Origin of the sequence: Streptomyces sp. NPDC058307 (assembly GCF_042880295.1) — a bacterium.
In the GTDB taxonomy this organism is placed as follows: Bacteria; Actinomycetota; Actinomycetes; order Streptomycetales; family Streptomycetaceae; genus Streptomyces.
This window is the reverse complement of record NZ_JBHVYZ010000053.1, coordinates 1-17,540: the sequence shown is the minus strand read 5'-3', so window position 1 is coordinate 17,540 and position 17,540 is coordinate 1. Positions and strand designations below refer to the sequence as shown.

At 71.1% G+C, this 17,540-nt stretch carries 16 protein-coding genes; 8 read left to right on the top strand and 8 right to left on the bottom strand.

Going from position 1 to position 17,540, the window contains the following annotated elements:
• Positions 1-16 precede the first annotated feature (16 nt).
• The 4 genes from ACFVYN_RS30605 (at position 17) to ACFVYN_RS30590 (ending at position 3,526) form a co-directional block, all read left to right on the top strand.
• On the top strand, positions 17-706 hold the full coding sequence (locus ACFVYN_RS30605; protein ID WP_390004299.1) for a YitT family protein: 690 nt from the start codon (positions 17-19) through the stop codon (positions 704-706).
• Positions 703-1,470, top strand: a complete 768-nt coding sequence (locus ACFVYN_RS30600) for a glycerophosphodiester phosphodiesterase (RefSeq protein WP_390004296.1) — start codon at positions 703-705, stop codon at positions 1,468-1,470. Before ACFVYN_RS30605 ends, ACFVYN_RS30600 begins: the two co-directional genes overlap by 4 nt.
• A 66-nt stretch (positions 1,471-1,536) precedes the next feature.
• Positions 1,537-2,883: an MFS transporter gene (locus tag ACFVYN_RS30595; protein WP_390004293.1), complete on the top strand. Its 1,347-nt coding sequence runs from the start codon at positions 1,537-1,539 to the stop codon at positions 2,881-2,883.
• A gap of 268 nt (positions 2,884-3,151) precedes the next feature.
• Positions 3,152-3,526, top strand: a complete 375-nt coding sequence (locus tag ACFVYN_RS30590; RefSeq protein WP_009187548.1) for an RNA polymerase-binding protein RbpA — start codon at positions 3,152-3,154, stop codon at positions 3,524-3,526.
• An 85-nt stretch (positions 3,527-3,611) separates the two neighbouring features.
• On the opposite strand, the gene fxsA is transcribed toward ACFVYN_RS30590, so the two are convergent.
• The 4 genes from fxsA to ACFVYN_RS30570 all read right to left on the bottom strand — a co-directional run bounded on the left by fxsA (position 3,612) and on the right by ACFVYN_RS30570 (position 7,772).
• The gene (gene fxsA, locus ACFVYN_RS30585) at positions 3,612-4,178 is read right to left on the bottom strand and encodes an FxsA family membrane protein (protein WP_390004291.1); all 567 of its coding nucleotides are present in this window, start codon (positions 4,176-4,178) and stop codon (positions 3,612-3,614) included.
• Between the two features lie 71 nt (positions 4,179-4,249).
• Positions 4,250-5,044 (bottom strand): polyprenol monophosphomannose synthase, encoded by a 795-nt coding sequence (locus tag ACFVYN_RS30580; protein ID WP_390004288.1) that lies wholly within the window; start codon positions 5,042-5,044, stop codon positions 4,250-4,252.
• Positions 5,045-5,618: 574 nt separating this feature from the next.
• Positions 5,619-7,214, bottom strand: coding sequence for an amidohydrolase (locus tag ACFVYN_RS30575; protein ID WP_390004286.1), 1,596 nt, complete (start codon positions 7,212-7,214; stop codon positions 5,619-5,621).
• A 117-nt stretch (positions 7,215-7,331) separates the two neighbouring features.
• Entirely contained in the window at positions 7,332-7,772 is a 441-nt protein-coding gene (locus tag ACFVYN_RS30570) for an Lrp/AsnC family transcriptional regulator (protein ID WP_006136660.1), read from the bottom strand.
• A 268-nt stretch (positions 7,773-8,040) separates the two neighbouring features.
• Here ACFVYN_RS30570 and ACFVYN_RS30565 point away from each other — a divergent pair, with 268 nt between their 5' ends.
• The gene (locus tag ACFVYN_RS30565) at positions 8,041-8,472 is read left to right on the top strand and encodes a hypothetical protein (RefSeq protein WP_390004283.1); all 432 of its coding nucleotides are present in this window, start codon (positions 8,041-8,043) and stop codon (positions 8,470-8,472) included.
• 619 nt (positions 8,473-9,091) lie between these two features.
• Here the strand turns inward: ACFVYN_RS30565 and ACFVYN_RS30560 are convergent.
• Positions 9,092-10,264 (bottom strand): acyl-CoA dehydrogenase, encoded by a 1,173-nt coding sequence (locus tag ACFVYN_RS30560; RefSeq protein ID WP_390004280.1) that lies wholly within the window; start codon positions 10,262-10,264, stop codon positions 9,092-9,094.
• Between the two features lie 342 nt (positions 10,265-10,606).
• Here ACFVYN_RS30560 and ACFVYN_RS30555 point away from each other — a divergent pair, with 342 nt between their 5' ends.
• Complete coding sequence (locus ACFVYN_RS30555; RefSeq protein WP_390004278.1) at positions 10,607-11,839, top strand: glycoside hydrolase family 18 protein; 1,233 nt, start codon at positions 10,607-10,609, stop codon at positions 11,837-11,839.
• A gap of 75 nt (positions 11,840-11,914) precedes the next feature.
• Here the strand turns inward: ACFVYN_RS30555 and ACFVYN_RS30550 are convergent, their stop codons facing one another.
• The 3 genes from ACFVYN_RS30550 to ACFVYN_RS30540 form a co-directional block, all read right to left on the bottom strand.
• Positions 11,915-12,577 carry a TetR/AcrR family transcriptional regulator gene (locus ACFVYN_RS30550; protein WP_390004276.1) on the bottom strand — a complete coding sequence of 221 codons (663 nt, stop codon included), beginning with the start codon at positions 12,575-12,577 and terminating at the stop codon, positions 11,915-11,917.
• Between the two features lie 66 nt (positions 12,578-12,643).
• A complete protein-coding gene (locus tag ACFVYN_RS30545; protein WP_390004273.1) occupies positions 12,644-12,790 on the bottom strand; it encodes an SCO1431 family membrane protein in 147 nt (48 codons plus the stop codon).
• Positions 12,791-12,918: 128 nt separating this feature from the next.
• A complete protein-coding gene (locus tag ACFVYN_RS30540; protein WP_390004270.1) occupies positions 12,919-14,280 on the bottom strand; it encodes a peptidase C39 family protein in 1,362 nt (453 codons plus the stop codon).
• Between the two features lie 234 nt (positions 14,281-14,514).
• Here ACFVYN_RS30540 and ACFVYN_RS30535 point away from each other — a divergent pair, with 234 nt between their 5' ends.
• Positions 14,515-15,135, top strand: a complete 621-nt coding sequence (locus ACFVYN_RS30535; protein WP_390004373.1) for a uridine kinase — start codon at positions 14,515-14,517, stop codon at positions 15,133-15,135.
• Between the two features lie 431 nt (positions 15,136-15,566).
• The gene (locus tag ACFVYN_RS30530; protein WP_390004268.1) at positions 15,567-17,432 is read left to right on the top strand and encodes an AAA family ATPase; all 1,866 of its coding nucleotides are present in this window, start codon (positions 15,567-15,569) and stop codon (positions 17,430-17,432) included.
• Positions 17,433-17,540 lie beyond the last annotated feature (108 nt).

The following is a 17,540-nucleotide window of genomic DNA, read 5'->3' as shown; positions in this document are numbered from 1 at the left end:
CAAGCCACAGGGTGTCATGTGTCAGGCCACTACCACCACAGGGGGACCCACCTTGTCCACGCAGAGCCGTCCGGTACGACGGTTGACCCAGCTGTACGTCGGACTCGCTCTGTACGGGGCCAGCTCCGCCCTGCTCGTCGAGGCGGGCCTGGGCCTGGAGCCCTGGGGCGTGCTGCACCAGGGGCTCGCCGAACTCACCGGGGTGTCGATCGGTGTCGTGTCGATCGTCGTGGGCGCGGCGGTGCTGCTCCTGTGGATCCCGCTGCGCCAGCGGCCGGGTCTCGGCACCGTCTCCAACGTCTTCGTGGTCGGCATCGCCATGGACGCGACCCTCGCCGCGGTCCCGGACGTGCACGGTCTCGCCGTACGGATTCCGCTCCTGCTGGCCGGGATCGTGCTCAACGGTGTGGCCACCGGTCTCTATATCGCCGCCGGCTTCGGCCCGGGCCCGAGGGACGGTCTGATGACCGGGCTGCACCGGCGGACGGGACGCTCCATCCGGCTGATGCGGACCGCGGTCGAAGTGGCCGTCGTGGTCACGGGATTCGTGCTCGGCGGCACCCTCGGCGTCGGAACCGTCCTGTACGCGGTGTCCATCGGCCCGCTCGCCCAGGTCTTCCTGCGTATGTTCGCCGTTCCCCCGGCGTCCGACGGCAGCACGGTCGTTGCCACCGGGCGACCGCGGGGAGCGATACTGCGTCCGTGACCCCGCGGATACGCCACCCCTACCTCGACCATCCCGGCCCCATCCCCTTCGCCCACCGGGGCGGGGCGGCGGACGGCCTGGAGAACACGGCGTTCCAGTTCCGGCGGGCGGTCGAGGCGGGCTACCGGTACCTGGAGACCGACGTCCACGCGACCGCGGACGGCAAGCTGGTCGCCTTCCACGACGCGACGCTGGACCGGATGACCGACGGGGCGGGCCGGATAGCGGACCTGCGCTGGGCCGAGGTGCGGCACGCGCGCGTGGCGGGCAAGGAACCGGTGCCGCTCTTCGAGGAGCTCCTGGAGGTCTTCCCCGAGGCGCGCTGGAACGTCGACCTCAAGGACGAGCCGGCCCTGCAGCCCCTCCTTGACCTCGTCGAGCGCACCGGAACCTGGGACCGGATCTGCGTCGGCTCCTTCTCGGAGGCGCGGGTGATGCGCGCCCAGCGGCTCGCCGGACCCCGCCTGGCGACGTCGTACGGCACCCGGGGCGTGCTGAACCTGCGGCTGCGCTCGTGGGGCGTCCCGGCGGCACTGCGCCGCTCCGCCGTCGCCGCCCAGGTGCCCGAGTCCCAGTCCGGCATCCAGGTGGTCGACCACCGCTTCGTGCGCGCCGCCCACGCGCGCGGGCTCCAGGTGCACGTGTGGACGATCAACGAGCCCGCTCGCATGCACCGGCTCCTGGACCTGGGAGTCGATGGCATCATGACCGATCACATCGACACACTGCGCAAGGTCATGGAGGACCGCGGCGTCTGGGTCTGACCCATGTCCGACCGGCCCGTTCCCCGGCCGGCGCACGGCACCTTTCACGGGGAAGCGAGGGCACGGGTGGGCACCGACACCGTGCGGGCGGGCGCGGCGGACGAGGCCGCCGACCGGCGGCGTGAACAACGCGGCTGGTACTTCTACGACTGGGCGTGCTCCGTCTACTCGACGAGCGTGCTCACCGTGTTCCTGGGCCCCTATCTGACGTCGGTCGCCAAGCGCGCGGCGGACGCGGACGGATACGTCCACCCCCTGGGCATCCCGGTGCGTGCCGGTTCCTTCTTCGCGTACTCGGTGTCCCTGTCGGTGATCGTGGCCGTCCTGGTGATGCCCCTGGTGGGCGCCGCCGCCGACCGCAGTGGCCGCAAGAAGCCGCTCCTGGCGGCCGCCGCCTACACCGGGGCCGCCGCGACGACCGGCATGTTCTTCCTCGGCGGCGACCGCTATCTGCTCGGCGGCGTCCTCCTGGTCGTCGCGAACGCGGCGCAGTCCGTGGGGTCGATGCTCTACAACTCCTACCTCCCGCAGATCGCCCCGCCCGAGGAGCGCGACGCCGTCTCTTCCAAGGGCTGGGCCTTCGGCTACGCGGCGGGCGCCCTGGTGCTGGTGGCGAACCTCGTTCTCTACACGGGCCACGACTCCTTCGGCCTCTCCGAGAGCGCCGCGGTCCGCATCTGTCTGGCCTCGGCCGGGCTGTGGTGGGGCGCCTTCGCGCTGATCCCGCTACGCCGGCTGCGCGACCGGAGTTCCCCGACGAAGGAGCCGACGGCCCCGGGCCTGCGGCAGCTCACCGCCACCGTCCGCGACATGCGCCGCCACCCGCTCACGCTCGCCTTCCTGCTGGCGTACCTGATCTACAACGACGGCATCCAGACGGTGATCTCCCAGGCGTCGGTCTACGGCTCCGAGGAACTGGGTCTCGGGCAGTCGACGCTCATCGCGGCCGTGCTCCTGGTCCAGGTGCTCGCGGTGGCGGGGGCGCTGGCACTGGGCCGGCTCGCCCGCACCTACGGGGCCAAGCGCACGATCCTCGGCTCGCTGATGGCCTGGGCGGTGGTCCTGGGCGCCGGGTTCTTCCTGCCCGCTGGCGCGCCCGGGTGGTTCTTCGTCCTGGCCGCCGGCATCGGGCTCGTCCTCGGCGGCAGCCAGGCCCTGTCCCGCTCCCTGTTCTCCCACATGGTCCCGCCCGGCAAGGAGGCCGAATACTTCTCGGCGTACGAGATGAGCGACCGCGGGATGAGCTGGCTGGGCCCCCTGCTGTTCGGGATCACCTACCAGCTGACGGGAAGTTATCGGGACGCGATCATCTCGCTGGTGGCCTTCTTCGTCATCGGGTTCGCCCTGCTCGCACGGGTCCCGGTGCGGCGGGCGATCAGCGACGCGGGCAATCCCGTACCCGAAAGGATTTAGCGTTCAACACGAAAGCGCTGTAGTGTACGCGTTTGGCCTGCCAGGCGTACCGTTACTGCGCGTCAAAGATGTCGCAACGCTCCGTGACATCTGCTAGCAGATGTGACAAACCGGGCGCTGGTGGGTACAACAAGGGGCGGCTACGACGGCGACGCAATGCCCGGGACGGGACCCGGAACGGGAATCTTTACCGCCGACCGGACGTTGACCGGTATGACGACGACAGCGACACCTGTCCTGTGGGCGACAAGCCCGGGAGGCACGATTCATGAGTGAGCGAGCTCTTCGCGGCACGCGCCTCGTGGTGACCAGCTACGAGACGGACCGCGGCATCGACCTGGCCCCGCGCCAGGCCGTGGAGTACGCATGCGAGAAGGGGCACCGCTTCGAGATGCCCTTCTCGGTCGAGGCGGAGATTCCGCCGGAGTGGGAGTGCAAGGTCTGCGGGGCCCCAGCACTCCTCGTGGACGGCGACGGCCCTGAAGAGAAGAAGGCCAAGCCCGCGCGTACGCATTGGGACATGCTGATGGAACGACGCACCCGAGAGGAACTCGAAGAGGTCCTCGAGGAGCGTCTGGCGGTTCTGCGTTCCGGCGCGATGAACATCGCAGTTCATCCCCGGGACAGCCGCAAGTCGGCCTGAGCGGGAACACAGCGCATACAAGTAACCGCGGGCGCGGTACGTGACTCACGTACCGCGCCCGCGGTTTGTGCTGCCCCGCTTCGGCTCAGCGGGTGAGCGGCGGGCGCGGTTCCTTGGGGGTGCCGTCGCCCGGCTCGTCCCGGACGATCACCTCGCCCTGGACCACCTTGCCGTCCGGGCGCTGCATACGGGCCTGCTGGAACGCGTCGCCCAGGGTGCCGGGGGCGGCGGCGCGGATCCTGCGGTCGAAGGTGCGCTCGGCGTAACGGCCGACGGCCTTCTGGACCGGCGGGATCAGCAGGAGCAGCCCCACCGCGTCGGAGAGCAGGCCGGGGATCATCAGGAGCAGGCCGCCCAGCATCATCAGGCCGTTGCCACCGCTGCCGGAGCTCGACGGGGCGCCGCCCCGCTGGAGCGCCTCGTTCAGGTTCTGGAAGGCACGGCGGCCGGCCCGCTTGATGACCACCGAGCCGAGCACGAAGCCGGCGACCAGCAGCAGGAACACCGCGAACCCGCTCGCCGCGCCCGCGACCACGGTCAGCAGCCAGATCTCCAGCACCAGCCAGGCGGCGACGCCCAGCGGCAGGAAGGTGCGCATACGGGAGCGGCGGGGCCGGGCGGGGTACGTGGGGGTCGGAGCGCCTGTCGTCATACGTCCAGTGTGCCTGGGCGCGGCTCAACACGGCATAAGGGACGATCAGCCAGGCCTGTGAGGTCGTAGAACTACGACCGTGGGCGCTTTGCCCGGGCTGTGATCCTGCCGACCCGCTCCCCCACGCCCCAGGTGGTGACCCGCCACAGGGCCTCCACGAGGATGTCGCGGCTCATCTTGGAGTCGCCGAGTTCGCGCTCGACGAAGGTGATCGGCACCTCGACGACGTGGTAACCGGCCTTGACCGCGCGGCGGGCGAGGTCGACCTGGAAGCAGTAGCCCTGGGAGGCGACGTCGTCGAGGCCGAGGCCTTCGAGGGTCTCGCGGCGGAAGGCGCGGTAGCCGCCGGTGATGTCACGGAGGGGGAGGTCGAGGGCGACGCGCGAGTAGAGGCTGCCGCCGCGGGAGATGATCTCGCGGGACCTGGGCCAGTTCACGACCCGGCCGCCGGGCACCCAGCGGGAGCCGAGGACCAGGTCGGCGCTCTTGAGGGCGGTCAGCAGCCGGGGCAGTTCCTCGGGCTGGTGGGAGCCGTCGGCGTCCATCTCGACCACGACGCCGTAGTCGTGGTCCAGGCCCCAGCGGAAGCCCGCGAGATAGGCGGCGCCGAGACCCTCCTTGCCCTTGCGGTGCAGGACGTGGACGTGGTCGTCCTCGACGGCCAGTTCGTCGGCGAGCTTGCCGGTGCCGTCGGGGCTGTTGTCGTCGGCCACGAGGACGTGCGCCTCCGGGACGGCCTTGCGCACCCGGCGGACGATGGCCTTGATGTTCTCCGCCTCGTTATAGGTCGGAATGATCACCAACGCCGTGCCGAGCGGGCCGAATCGCCTCTCCTGGCCCGTGTGGGTCCCGTCGCCGTCGTTCACCGCTACCCCTTCGAGTCAATGCGCAGGCGTCCACCATAGTGCGCACGGCCTGCGATGACGTGACAAGGCGTTCGTATGTTGGTGTCGTTTCCGCAAGATCGGGGTAAGAATACTGTTTTCGGCCGCGATGGCCGACCAGCTGCATAGCCGAATGCCTGCATGCCCGCCCTCGCTGCGGATGGGGGCCCGGCGCCCTTCGGGCCGACCTGGGGCCCGCTGGCTGCGGGTCGACCGAAAGCCGTTGTCTACTGAACGCCCGGGCCCCACCCGGGTCACACCTCCCCGGCCGGACGGAACGTTCCCTCGCCGTGCCGCGAGCGCTGAGCCTGGCTCCCAGTGGCGGTGTTCCGGTGCGGCACACCGTCCCTGACCCAGCGGCGCTGCGACGACTGGGCGGAGGTTCCCCGGTCGGGCGTCCGGTGGTGGACCCGGCCGAACCTACCGGCCTCCTGCCGTCGGCTGTCAACAGCCGTTCGACCTGCGCATCTTCCGGCAATGCCCTGGTCAGGGCCGAGGATGCGCAGGTCGAGCGACAGCGGGGCGGCGGGCGATCGGTACCGCGCCACCCCGGAGATCACTCGCCCGGCCGTACGAAGACCGTCCGTCCGCCGACCACGGTGCGCAGGCAGACGGGCAGGTCACGGCCCGGCGTCAGGTCGGGCAGGCCGGGGGTGCCGGAGCGGGGGTCGGTGGACCAGCGGGCGACCCGGTCGTCGGGGGCCTGCACGACGAGTTCGCCGGTGCGCCACACGGCGTAGTCGGCGGGGGCGCCGGGCACCAGGACGCCCGCGTCGTCCCGGCCGACCGCACGCCAGCCGCCGCGGGTGTGCGCGGTGAAGGCGGCGCGCACGGAGACGCGGTGCTCGGGCGTGCGGTGGAAGGCGGCCGCGCGGACCGTGCCCCACGGGTCGAGGGGGGTCACGGGGCTGTCGGAGCCGAAGGCGAGCGGGACACCGGCGCGCAGGAGGGCCGCGAAGGGGTTCAGGCGGCTCGCACGCTCCCCGCCCAGGCGCCGGGCGTACATGCCGTCCTCGCCGCCCCACAGGGCGTCGAAGGCGGGCTGGACGGACGCGGTGAGGCCGAGCTCGGCGAAGGCGGCGATGGCCTCGGGGGTGAGCATCTCGGCGTGCTCGACGCGGTGCCGGGCGGCACGGACGCGGGCGAGGCCGAGTTTCTCCGCCACGGCGCGGACGCCTTCGACGACCGCGGTCACCGCCGCGTCGCCGATCGCGTGGAAGCCGGCCTGGAGGCCCGCCTCGGTGCAGGCCGCGACATGGTCGGCCACGGCGGCGGCGTCCAGGTAGGCGAGACCGGAGTGGTCGGCGTCGGCGTACGGCTCGTGCAGGCACGCGGTGTGGGAGCCGAGGGCCCCGTCGACGAAGAGGTCTCCGGCGGCGCCGAGCGCGCCGAGCTCGCGCGCCTTGGCAACGCCTTCGTAGCCCTGCTCGGCCCAGTAGCCGACCACCCTCGGGCCCGGCTCCTCGCCGGCGAGCCGCAGCAGCCCGGTGAAGTCGTCCTCGGAGGAGATCTCGGGGCCTGCGCATTCGTGAAGGGTGCCGATGCCGAGGGAGGCGGCGTGGGCGAGGGCGGCCCGCTGGGCCTCGACGCGCTGGGCGGCCGTGACGGAGCCGAGCGCGGTGGCGCGGACCGCGTGGTGGGCGTCGGCGGTGAGGGGGCCCTCCAGGCGGCCCAGGGACGTCATGTCGAGCAGGGCCGTCGTCACGACCGCCGAGTGGACGTCGATACGGCTGAGGTAGAGCGGACGGCCGCCGGACGCCTCGTCGAGTTCCGCGCGCGTGGGCGGGCGGCCGCCGGGCCAGCGGGAGGCGTCCCAGCCGTGGCCGAGCAGCACGCGGTCGTGCGGTCGGGCGGTCGCGAAGTCCCGTACGAGGGTCAGGGCCGCGTCCAGGGAAGGGGCGTCGGACAGGTCGAGGCCCGTCAGTGCGAGGCCCGTCGCGGTCGTGTGCACATGCGCATCCGTGAACGCGGGGGTGACCAGAGCGCCGTCCAGGTCCACGATCTCGTCGACGCCGTCCGCGAAGGCGTCGGCCGCACCCTCGGAACCGACCCAGGCGACCTGGCCCCGCTCCACGACCATCGCTGTCGCGAACGGGTCGGCGGGGCTGTGGACCTCGCCGCGGCGGAGGAGGAGGGTCTTCGGTTCACTCATGGGGACAGTTTCGCAGGGAGCTTCGGGCCGTAGCCGGGGCGGGTCGCGTTTCGGGTCCCGCGCGTTGTGGCTGCTTGCGCAGTTCGCCGCGCCCCCGAAAAGGTCGGCCCAGTCCCGTCAGATCCTCGGCGGCCTTGCCTCGTACGGGGTCGACAGGACCACCGTCGTACGCGTGGAGACCCCCGCCAGTGACCTCACACGGGCCAGCAGCTCCTCCAGCTCGTGGGGCGTCGCCACCCGCACCTTGAGGATGTAGTTCTCGTCGCCCGCCACACTGTGGCACGCCTCGATCTCGGGGACGCCGGCCAGCCGGTCCGCGATGTCGTCGGGGGCGCTGGGGTCGAACGGTTTGACCGAGATGAAGGCGGTCATGGGCAGGCCCACCGCCTCGGGGTCGACCACCGCGGCGTACCCGCGGATGACACCACGCTGCTCCAGCCGCCGCACCCGCTGGTGCACGGCCGAGGTGGACAGGCCCGTGGCCTTGCCCAGGTCCGTGTAACTCATCCGCCCGTCCTTGACGAGCAGCTGCACGATTTGTCGGTCCAGCTCCTCCATGGCGCAAGAACCTACAGTGCGGCTGATCTCCTCGGATACCTGAGCGCCCCAGGTCATGCCCGGTTCGTGATGTGACCGAGAGGCGCCTGTGAGCCGCCTGAGGGACAAAGCGACCGCCGCGGGCATCTGCGAGCGGCATGTGACGAAGGCCACACCGCTGCGAGGACCTCCGTGATGTCCTCGTGATTACCGCCGTGACGGGACGGGAAGTGCTTGCTGTGGTCGAGGCCGCAGCGCCTTCACGGCCCAGTCCGAGGGGGAGAACCCAATGCAGAGTCTTCAGCGTCCTGGTCGCACCGCGCCCAAGCGCCTCCAGGCGGTTGTCGAGTTCGAGCCGGAGGGCGTCGAACTCGACGCCCTCGACGACGAGTTCGACGCGTACGACACCTTCGAGATGTACCGGGTGGTCTGCCCGGACTGCGCGCAGCCCATCGCCCTGCTGGCGGACGAGGAGGTGCTGCCGGAGCACGCGCTGTGCGCCTCGCCGTGGAACCCGTTCGGCCTCACGGTCTGCGCCGGTACGGGCCGCAAGGCCGCCGAGGCCCGGTCCGCGGACGAGTCGGCGGAGCCCCAGGAGCAGGACACCGCCCTGCTGTTGACGCTCCCTCAGGGACTCGACTGGCGGACCCAGCCGTTCTCGCACATCGCGGGCCCCGGTTCGCGCCCCATGCGCGTACCGGTGCTGCGCCGGGCCGCCTGAGCGACCGCACTCGATCCCAGTAGCTGCCCTGCACCATGGTTCGCAGGCCGCCGTGGTGCAGGATCAGTGCGTCCCGATCCGCCGGAAGGGCCACCTGCCGAGGAACACCTGGCGGTGGGCGATGCGCAGCATGACGATCGCGTGCCGCGGCGCGTGCAGCCTCGAGAACTCCATGTGGGCGGTCCGCGGCCGGCGGGTTCGGCGTAGCGGGCCTCGATCCGCCCTCGTGGTGCGCGAAGTCCGGCAGTCCGCGCCGACCGCGGTACGGGCCGTCGTCGGCCATGGCCGACCTCCGTGCCGGCGGTCGGCTGACGACAGGTCAGGCCGCCGTAGGTGACCAGATGTTCGGCCGCACTCCCGTGAACTCACGCGCGATTGCGGACACCGTGACCCGGCTGCGCACTTCCGCGTTGCCCTGGTATGACCCGTACGTATGCGCCGGTCGCAGAATCGGTTCCGACGGCCCCGTCCGCCTTTCGGCCGGCCCCGCCGCCGCTCCAGGACCCGCCCATCTACCGTGACCTGGTGCGCACCTGGGCGAGCGGGGGCCGCACCTTGCCGGGGCGCCACGACCCGGAGTGGGTACGGCTCGCGGCGCCGCAGGTCAGGCCGGGGCAGTTCAGCGCGTCTCCGGACCTGCCAGGTGACGGGCGATGACCATCCGCTGGATCTGGTTGGTGCCCTCGACGATCTGCAGGACCTTGGCCTCGCGCATGTACCGCTCGGCCGGGAAGTCCGCGGTGTAGCCATAGCCGCCGAGGACCTGGACGGCGTCGGTGGTGACCTTCATCGCGGTGTCGGTGCAGTGCAGTTTGGCCATGGCGGCCTGCTTGGCGAAGGGCCGCCCGGCGTCCCGCAGCCGCGCCGCCGCGAGGTACAGCGCACGGCCCGCCTCGATCTGGGTCGCCATGTCGGCGAGCATGAAGCGCAGCCCCTGGAAGTCGGCGATCGGCCGCCCGAACTGCTGTCGCCCGGTCGCATAGCCGACCGCCTCGTCGAGGGCCGCCTGGGCCACTCCGATTGCGCAGGCCGCGATGCCGAGCCGTCCCGAGTCGAGCGCGGACAGGGCGATCGCGAAGCCCTGCCCCTCGTCGCCGATGCGCCGTCCGTCCGGGACGCGCACCCCGTCGAAGTGGACCTGGGCGGTGGGCGAGCCCTTCATGCCCATCTTCTTCTCCGGCGCCGCGGCGCTCACGCCCTCCGCGTCCGCGGGCACCAGGAACGCGGTGATGCCGCGCGGGCCCTCCTCGCCGGTGCGCGCCATGACGGTGTAGAAGTCGGCGACCCCGCCGTGGGTGATCCAGGCCTTGGTTCCGGTGATCACCCAGTCCTCGCCGTCCCGGACCGCTCGGGTGCGCAGCGAGGCCGCGTCCGAGCCGGACGAGGGCTCGGAGAGGCAGTAGGCGCCGAGCAGTCCGCCGCCGAGCATCGCGGGCAGGTGCTCGACCTGCTGCTCCTTGGTGCCGTAGGTGGCGAGCGCGTAGGAGGCGAGGGTGTGCACGCTGACGCCGAGGCCGACGGTGAGGCGGGCGGCGGCGAGCTCTTCGAGGACCTGTAGGTAGACCTCGTACGGCTGGTCGGCCCCGCCGTGCTCGGAGGCGTAGGGCAGGCCGAGCAGGCCGGTGCGGGAGAGCAGGGTGAAGACCTCGCGCGGGAAGTGCCCGGCGTCCTCCTCCTCGGCCGCCTTCGGGACGATCTCGTGCTGCGCGATGTCGCGGACGAGCGAGATCAGCTCCCGGGCCTCGTCCGTGGGCAGTTGCCGGTCCACCGGCTGCGGGGCGCGGTCGGGCATGGCGACGCTCTCCTCCCTGTAGGGCGCTGGCGGGCGCACGCCGTGGGGTGGGGCGGCTCCGCCGGTCTCACTGGACGCCGGTCGCTGCTCGCGTCTCCCGGGTCACGGAAGCTGCTGACCAGCCGCTGCGCCCTGTGAGTATGCCCGAAAGGAGACCCCTGGTCACTGGTTAACGACCGCTTACTTCAAGATAGCCCAGCCCACCGACAGCCGGCCTCGAATCGGCCCGGGATTGGTCCGAACCATTGACGAGGTGGTCTAGTCCTCCTACTGTTCCGGCAACGCTTCACCGCGTTCATGCCAATCGGCTGGCGTTCCCCTCTCCCCCACGAGGAGACACCGATGCACCTTCCCCACCGCGCCCGCTTCCGGGCGCTGATCTCCGCCGCGTGCTGCGCGGTCCTCGGCGCGGGCCTGCTTGCCGGCGCGAGCAGCGCGACCGCGACCCCCGAGGCTCCCCACGTGAAGGCCGCCGGCTCCAAGGTCGTCGGCTACTTCACCGAATGGGGCACCTACGACCGCAAGTACTACGTCAAGAACATCGAGACCTCCGGCTCGGCGGCGAGGCTGACCCACATCAACTACGCCTTCGGCAACGTCACCGGCGGCAAGTGCGCGATGGGCGACGCCTACGCCGCGACCGACCGGGCCTACACGGCGGCCGAGTCCGTGGACGGGGTCGCGGACACGTGGGACCAGCCGCTGCGGGGCAACTTCAACCAGCTGCGCGAGCTGAAGAAGAAGCACCCGGGCCTGAAGGTCCTCTGGTCGTTCGGCGGCTGGACCTGGTCCAGCGGTTTCGGCGAGGCCGCCCGCAACCCGGCCGCGTTCGCGAAGTCCTGCTACGACCTGGTCGAGAACTCCAAGTGGGCCGACGTCTTCGACGGCATCGACATCGACTGGGAGTACCCGAACGCCTGCGGCAACACCTGTGACACCAGCGGCAGGGAGGCGTTCAAGAACCTGATGGCGGCGCTGCGTTCGAAGTTCGGGAGCGGTTCGCTGGTCACCGCCGCGATCACCGCGGACGCCACGGCCGGCGGCAAGATCGACGCGGCGAACTACGCCGGCGCCGCCCAGTACGTCGACTGGTACAACCCGATGACGTACGACTACTTCGGCGCCTGGGACGCGTCAGGACCGACGGCCCCGCACTCCCCGCTGAACTCCTACTCCGGCATCCCGAAGGCGGGCTTCCACACCTCGGCGACCATCGCCAAGCTCAGGGGCCTCGGCGTCCCGGCCTCGAAGCTGCTGCTCGGCATCGGCTTCTACGGCCGCGGCTGGACCGGCGTGACCCAGTCGGCGCCGGGCGGCACCGCGACGGGCCCGGCGGCGGGCACCTACGAGCAGGGCATCGACGACTACAAGGTGCTCAAGGCCAAGTGCCCGGCGACGGGGACGGTCGGCGGCACCGCGTACGCCAAGTGCGGCAACAACTGGTGGAGTTACGACACCCCCGCGACCATCGCGACGAAGATGACGTACAAGAACCAGCAGGGCCTCGGCGGCACCTTCTTCTGGGAGCTGAGCGGGGACACCTCGGGCGGCGAACTGATCAAGGCGATCAGCTAGCCGGGACCAGGTCATGAACTGACGGGTCCCACGGGGGACTTGGGGCGGGGGACCACGAGCCTCCGCCCCTTGCCGTCAGCCGTCCCGGCGAGCGGGCTCGGGCGCCGGGTAGGAGGGGTCCAGCTCCTCGATGGCGCGCATGGAGGCGCCGAGTGTCTTCACGAGGAGGGAGCACAGGGTGTCGCGGGAGAGCTGGGGCGGGCGGTCGATCCAGTCGAGGGTGGCGCCCTCGACACTGCACACCCAGGCGAGCAGGCCCATGCGCGCAAGCGGGGCGATGTCGGTACGGCCGTACGCCCCTTCGGCGATGGTCGCGACGATCGCCTCGCGCACCCCGTCCCGGATGGCGTGCACCTCGGCGTCGAAACCGACACCGCCGCTGACGACGGTGCGGTAGGCCGCCTGGTTGTGCTCGGCGTAGCGCAGATAGCTGTCCAGGGTGCGCTGGACGCGGTCCACCTGCTCCATCTCCAGACCGCTGGCCGCGTAGGTGACCAGGTCGGCGACGGAGTCCTGGATGATCGCCAGGTAGTAGCCCCGCTTGGACTGGAAGTAGTAGTAGATCAGCCCCTTGGCGACATGCGCCTGCTTGGCGATGTCGTCCATGGAGAGCGCGTCGTAGGACGTGTCCGCGAACAACTTCCGCCCGATGGAGATGAGTTCGGCGCGGCGCGCGACCGAGCGCTCGGTGCCGCGAGCCCGCGGCCGGGCGGCTTCACGCTGCTCACTGATATTCACGTATCGACCCTGGTCTCGGGCTGGCGGCGGGACATCCGCAGTATGTCAGGTCACCTATGGATCAGGTCACAGCAGACCGAGCTGCGTGACGAGCATCGCGATCACCGCGACAAGGACCCAGCCCGCGATGTGTTCGACGACCTTCGGGCCGTCGTCCTGGGGGCCGCCGGTACGGGTGCGGGCGGCGGCGGCGGCGGCTGACTGTGCGGTCATGGTGTCTCGCTGATCTCGGGCGACTGGGTGGACTCCCCCCACCGTTGCGTCCACTTTGCCACCGGCAGCGGCTTTTGCGGCAGAGACCTTGGTCACAGGGCCCCGGTCGCCCGGGGCCCTGAGCGGCCTCAGCGCACGCCCACCGCCGCGAGCGCCTTGCGCTGGCGCGCGGTCGGACAGGCGGGGAAGTACAGGTAGCAGACGCCTCCGGTGCCGGAGACGACCTTGCCGCTGGCGTTGTATCGCTTGGTACGCAGCCAGATGTTCTCCCACTCGCGCCGCTTGTACACGCGCCGCACCGCCTCGTCGCTCGGCGAGGCCGGGTCGTTGGCGATCACATCGCCCTCGGCGGTGAAGCCGATCACGGTCATGAGGTGGCCGGAGGTGCCGTAGCCGGCCCCGGTCAGCTCCTCCTTGAGGAACGACTGGGACGTTATGGCCGGGATGCCGGCCGCGATCAGGGTCTCCAGGTCGGTGAGCGAGCCCAGCCGGGTCACCACCCCCTGGAGATCCTTGAAGGTGGCCGCGTAGGCCGCGTTGAACGGCCAGTTGCCGCAGCCCGCGTACTGGTAGTCGTAGGTGTACCGGGCCGCGTGGCAGACCTGCGGGTCGGCGTACGACGGGTCGACCCAGGCCAGCTGCTCCTCGGTGAGCCGGCCGCCCCAGTACTCGATGATCATCTGCGAGGAGGTGGGGCTGCACCAGGCCTCGCCGCCGTTGTCGTACTCCGGGTACTGGCCCTTGTGGATCTCCTGCGAGTAGCGCGGGACGATCAGCTCTTTGGCGAGACCGGGCGTGGAGGCGGGGACGGTGAAGCGGTCCGGGACGTCCGAGCCCATCGCGCCCAGCCGCCGGACGGTCGGCGTGTTCTTCGCCCCGGGCTTGCGGTACAGGGTCAGCCGCAGCCGGTACGAGGCCAGCCGCAGTCCGGTCGACGGGTCGTCGATCGCGAAGGTGTCCGTCCAGATCGTGCTCTTGCCGTCGGTCTGGTCGTCGACCGAGGTCCGCTTGATGTCCCCGTCACCGGCCGCCCAGCGGCCCATCACGTACCAGGGGGTGGCCGTGCCGTCGGAGTATGTCCCCTGGAGTTCGATCTGGATCCAGGTGCCGGCCGGGGTGTGGGCGTTCCAGGAGGCGATCACCTCCGTCGAGGGGACGGTGAGCTGGTGGACCGGGGCGGTCCAGGTCGCGTACTCCCAGGTGGCGGTGGTCCCGGTGTGCGGGTCGGTGTACTCGGTGGTGCCCACGGGGGCGTCGATCACGAGGCCGGGGCGTTTACCGGCGACGGCACGGGTGCCGTTGGCGGTGCCGCCGCGCCAGTCGCTGTAGGTGGTCCAGGCGTGGTTGTCGACCGGGCGGGCGGCAGTCTCGTCGGACTCCGCGGCGACCGTGTTGCCTGCGGCGGTCGCGGGGCCCGCGCCGCCTGCCACCGCGGCGGCGACCGCGACGGCCAGAACGGTTCTGCGGGACGGCTGTTCGGCTCTGCTCATGGGTGGGAAAACCCCCAGGTGTCCGTGTCGGGGCGGGTCCAATGCACGGTTGTGCGCCAACTATGGATGAGGCGGCATGCTCCTGCCAGCACTTCGGCCCATGCCACGCCCACGAATATTGGTCTCGTCCACTGGCGTGACCTGGGAAGCTGCGGTTCCGGCGGCGATCACAGGCCCCTCACTAGACTGGACGGGCCCGACCGCCCATCCGTATGAGCACCTCAGGAACTCCTCATCCACTTCCTCGCCTCCCGGCTCCGCCGGCTGCCCCCGTCCTGCGGCCCGGTCCGTCTGATCGGCGTCGACGGACACGCCGGTTCCGGGAAGTCCACGTTCGCCGGGCAGTTGGCCGAGGCGCTCGACGGCGCTCCGGTGCTGCACCTCGACGACATCGCGAGCCACGACGAACTGTTCGACTGGACCGGACGGCTGCTGCGCGAGGTGATCGCTCCGCTCGGCCGTGGCGAGAACGCGCACTACGCGCCCTACGACTGGCACTCCCGCCGCTTCGGACCGCCCCTCGCCCTGCCGCCCGCGCCGGTGATCCTGCTGGAGGGGGTCGGCGCGGGCCGGCGCGCGCTGCGGCCGTACCTGGCGCGACTGCTGTGGCTGGAGCTGCCGCGCGAGGAGTCCTGGGCACGCGGCCGCTCCCGGGACGGGACGGAGCTGCGGGAGTTCTGGGACCGGTGGGTCCTGGCGGAACAGCGGCATTTCGCCGAAGACCCCTCCCGCCCCTTCGCCGACCTCCTGGTACGGCAGTGTCAGAAGGGATATGCGGTCACACGAGGGCCTCATGTGACCGTTGGACCGGACCACGATGTCACCCACGGTGACGGCCCGGCGGCGATGTGTTGAACCTGTGAAGACCCGTCGACAGGAACTTTCCCGAGTCGCCCAACTCCGCTTGACCGGGGGGCCGTACAGGTCTTACGTTCTGGATGTGCGGCCGTTCGAGGTCGCCCGCAGTCGCGAAGCCCCCGGTTGTTCCCCCGTGATCGGGGGCTTCGTTCTGCCCTCACCCGGATTTCCGGACGCTGTGAGGCGCGATTCGCTCACCCTCGGTCACCATTCGCGGTGCGCCTCATCTGCTCCCACCTCGCCAAACGGCCTGTGCGGCACCCTACGGCGGGCGACACCACCGCAGGTACGATGCCCTCGGTGCGACCTACGGACGACTGCTCTGCGCACCGTCGCAACTCCGGTCCGCGGCACAGCGGTTGACGAAGGCGGCCACCGGGCGTCGGCCCGGTGGTGAAACCACGGGGGCACGGTTTGTGGGGGACGTGATGGATTTCGGCACGCAGGGCCCCGAGGCCCCGGCCGACCTGGCCTGGCTGCGAGGTGTGGACGCCTACACGATGGGCGCCTATCCACAGGCGGAGGAGGAGTTCCGGACCGCGGTGCGGATCGATCCCGGGATGGCCGACGGCTGGCTCGGACTGCACGCGCTGCGCGTCGACACGACGACCGCGCTGCTCAGGATGTTCCGGCACCGCGAGCGGTTCGGCGAACAGCGCGCCCGGCACCGGCGCACCCTCAACTCCTGGTACTGGCTGGGCTGGTGGGTGCAACCGGTGCTGGAGAGCCCGCGTGACCTGCTCCTCGCGCACGCCTCGCACTGGCTGGACGGCCGCCATGTCCCCGAGCTCGACCGGGCCCTCGCGGGCCTGCCCCCGGTGGACACCGACCACCAGGTCCGCTTCCTGCACGCCTGCCGTGCCTATCTCGTCAAGGACTGGGAGCAACTGGTCCGGCACACCGACCCGCTGATCGACGACGCCATGCTCGGCATCGAGGCGGGACTGTTCGGCGGCATGGCCCGGGTCCGCCTGGAGATGTACGGCCAGGCCGAGCCGCTGCTCTCGGCGGCCCTGATGCGCTGTCGCAGCGAACAGCCCCAGCGCAAGGAGCTGCGGTACTGGCTGGCCCGGGCGCACGAGGGGACGGGCCGGTCCGCGGCCGCGCTCCCCCTCTACCGGGCCGTGCACCGCGTCGACCCCGCCTTCATGGACACCTCGGCCCGGCTCGCCGCGATCGCCGAGGGCGACGGGTACGACGACCCCGCCGACCTCGCGGCGATCACCCTCACCGGGTTCGGCCAGGACGCGCTGGAGGGGCCCGACGGGATCGACCCGCTGTTCGGCGGCGAGGGGCGGGAGCTGAGGCTCTCCGATCCGGAGCCGCCGCCCACCGGTCCGCTGCCCTCGATGACCGACCCGGCCGGACGCGAGAGGTCCGGCGTACCGGTGGGGCCGCTGCCCGCAGGGCCCACCGATCCCGGCTTACTGGAGGAGGCGCTCACCGAGCTGGAGCGCATGGTGGGACTGGAGCCTGTGAAACGCCAGGTCAAGGCCCTGTCCGCCCAGTTGAACATGGCCCGTCTGCGCGCCGGGCAGGGCCTGCCGGTGCAGCCGCCCAAACGTCACTTCGTCTTCTCGGGCCCCTCCGGCACCGGCAAGACCACGGTGGCCCGCATCCTGGGCCGCGTCTTCTACGCCCTCGGACTGCTCGGCGGCGACCATCTCGTGGAGGCGCAGCGGGCCGATCTGGTCGGGGAGTACCTCGGCCAGACGGCGGTCAAGGCGAACGAACTGATCGACTCGGCCCTCGGCGGGGTGCTCTTCGTCGACGAGGCCTACTCGCTCTCCAACTCCGGTTACGGCAAGGGGGACGCGTACGGCGACGAGGCGCTCCAGGTCCTGCTGAAGCGGGCCGAGGACAACCGGGACCACCTGGTGGTGATCCTGGCGGGTTACCCGGAGGGCATGGACCGTCTGCTGGCCGCGAACCCGGGGTTGTCGTCCCGCTTCACGACCCGGGTGGACTTCCCGTCGTACCGCCCCCTCGAACTCACCTCCATCGGCGAGGTGCTGGCGGCGGACAACGGCGACGTCTGGGACGAGGAGGCGTTGGACGAGCTGCGCTCCATCGCCGGACACGTGGTGGACCAGGGCTGGATCGACGAGCTGGGCAACGGGCGGTTCCTGCGGACGCTGTACGAGAAGAGCTGCGCGTACCGGGATCTCCGGTTGTCCGTGTATCCGGGGACGTTGACCCGGGACGACTTGTCGACGTTGCGGTTGCCGGACCTGATGCAGGCGTACGGGGAGGTTCTGTCGGGGCGGGGGCCGCAGGATCCGTCGACGATGTAGTGCGTCGGCTGCGGGCCGGTGGGGGCTTGTCGCGCAGTTCCCCGCGCCCCTGAAAGCGGTGGGTACAGCTGGGCATGCATCGACTGCACCCACCCAGGGGCGCGGGGA

Bases quoted from the DNA above. Each gene is read 5' to 3' on its own strand.
- ACFVYN_RS30605 (WP_390004299.1), top strand. From the start codon at position 17: ATGTGTCAGGCCACTACCACCACAGGGGGACCCACCTTGTCCACGCAG.
- ACFVYN_RS30590 (WP_009187548.1), top strand. From the start codon at position 3,152: ATGAGTGAGCGAGCTCTTCGCGGCACGCGCCTCGTGGTGACCAGCTAC.
- fxsA (WP_390004291.1), bottom strand. From the start codon at position 4,178: ATGACGACAGGCGCTCCGACCCCCACGTACCCCGCCCGGCCCCGCCGC.
- ACFVYN_RS30575 (WP_390004286.1), bottom strand. From the start codon at position 7,214: ATGAGTGAACCGAAGACCCTCCTCCTCCGCCGCGGCGAGGTCCACAGC.
- ACFVYN_RS30570 (WP_006136660.1), bottom strand. From the start codon at position 7,772: ATGGAGGAGCTGGACCGACAAATCGTGCAGCTGCTCGTCAAGGACGGG.
- ACFVYN_RS30565 (WP_390004283.1), top strand. From the start codon at position 8,041: ATGCAGAGTCTTCAGCGTCCTGGTCGCACCGCGCCCAAGCGCCTCCAG.
- ACFVYN_RS30560 (WP_390004280.1), bottom strand. From the start codon at position 10,264: ATGCCCGACCGCGCCCCGCAGCCGGTGGACCGGCAACTGCCCACGGAC.
- ACFVYN_RS30555 (WP_390004278.1), top strand. From the start codon at position 10,607: ATGCACCTTCCCCACCGCGCCCGCTTCCGGGCGCTGATCTCCGCCGCG.
- ACFVYN_RS30545 (WP_390004273.1), bottom strand. From the start codon at position 12,790: ATGACCGCACAGTCAGCCGCCGCCGCCGCCGCCCGCACCCGTACCGGC.
- ACFVYN_RS30540 (WP_390004270.1), bottom strand. From the start codon at position 14,280: ATGAGCAGAGCCGAACAGCCGTCCCGCAGAACCGTTCTGGCCGTCGCG.
- ACFVYN_RS30530 (WP_390004268.1), top strand. From the start codon at position 15,567: ATGGATTTCGGCACGCAGGGCCCCGAGGCCCCGGCCGACCTGGCCTGG.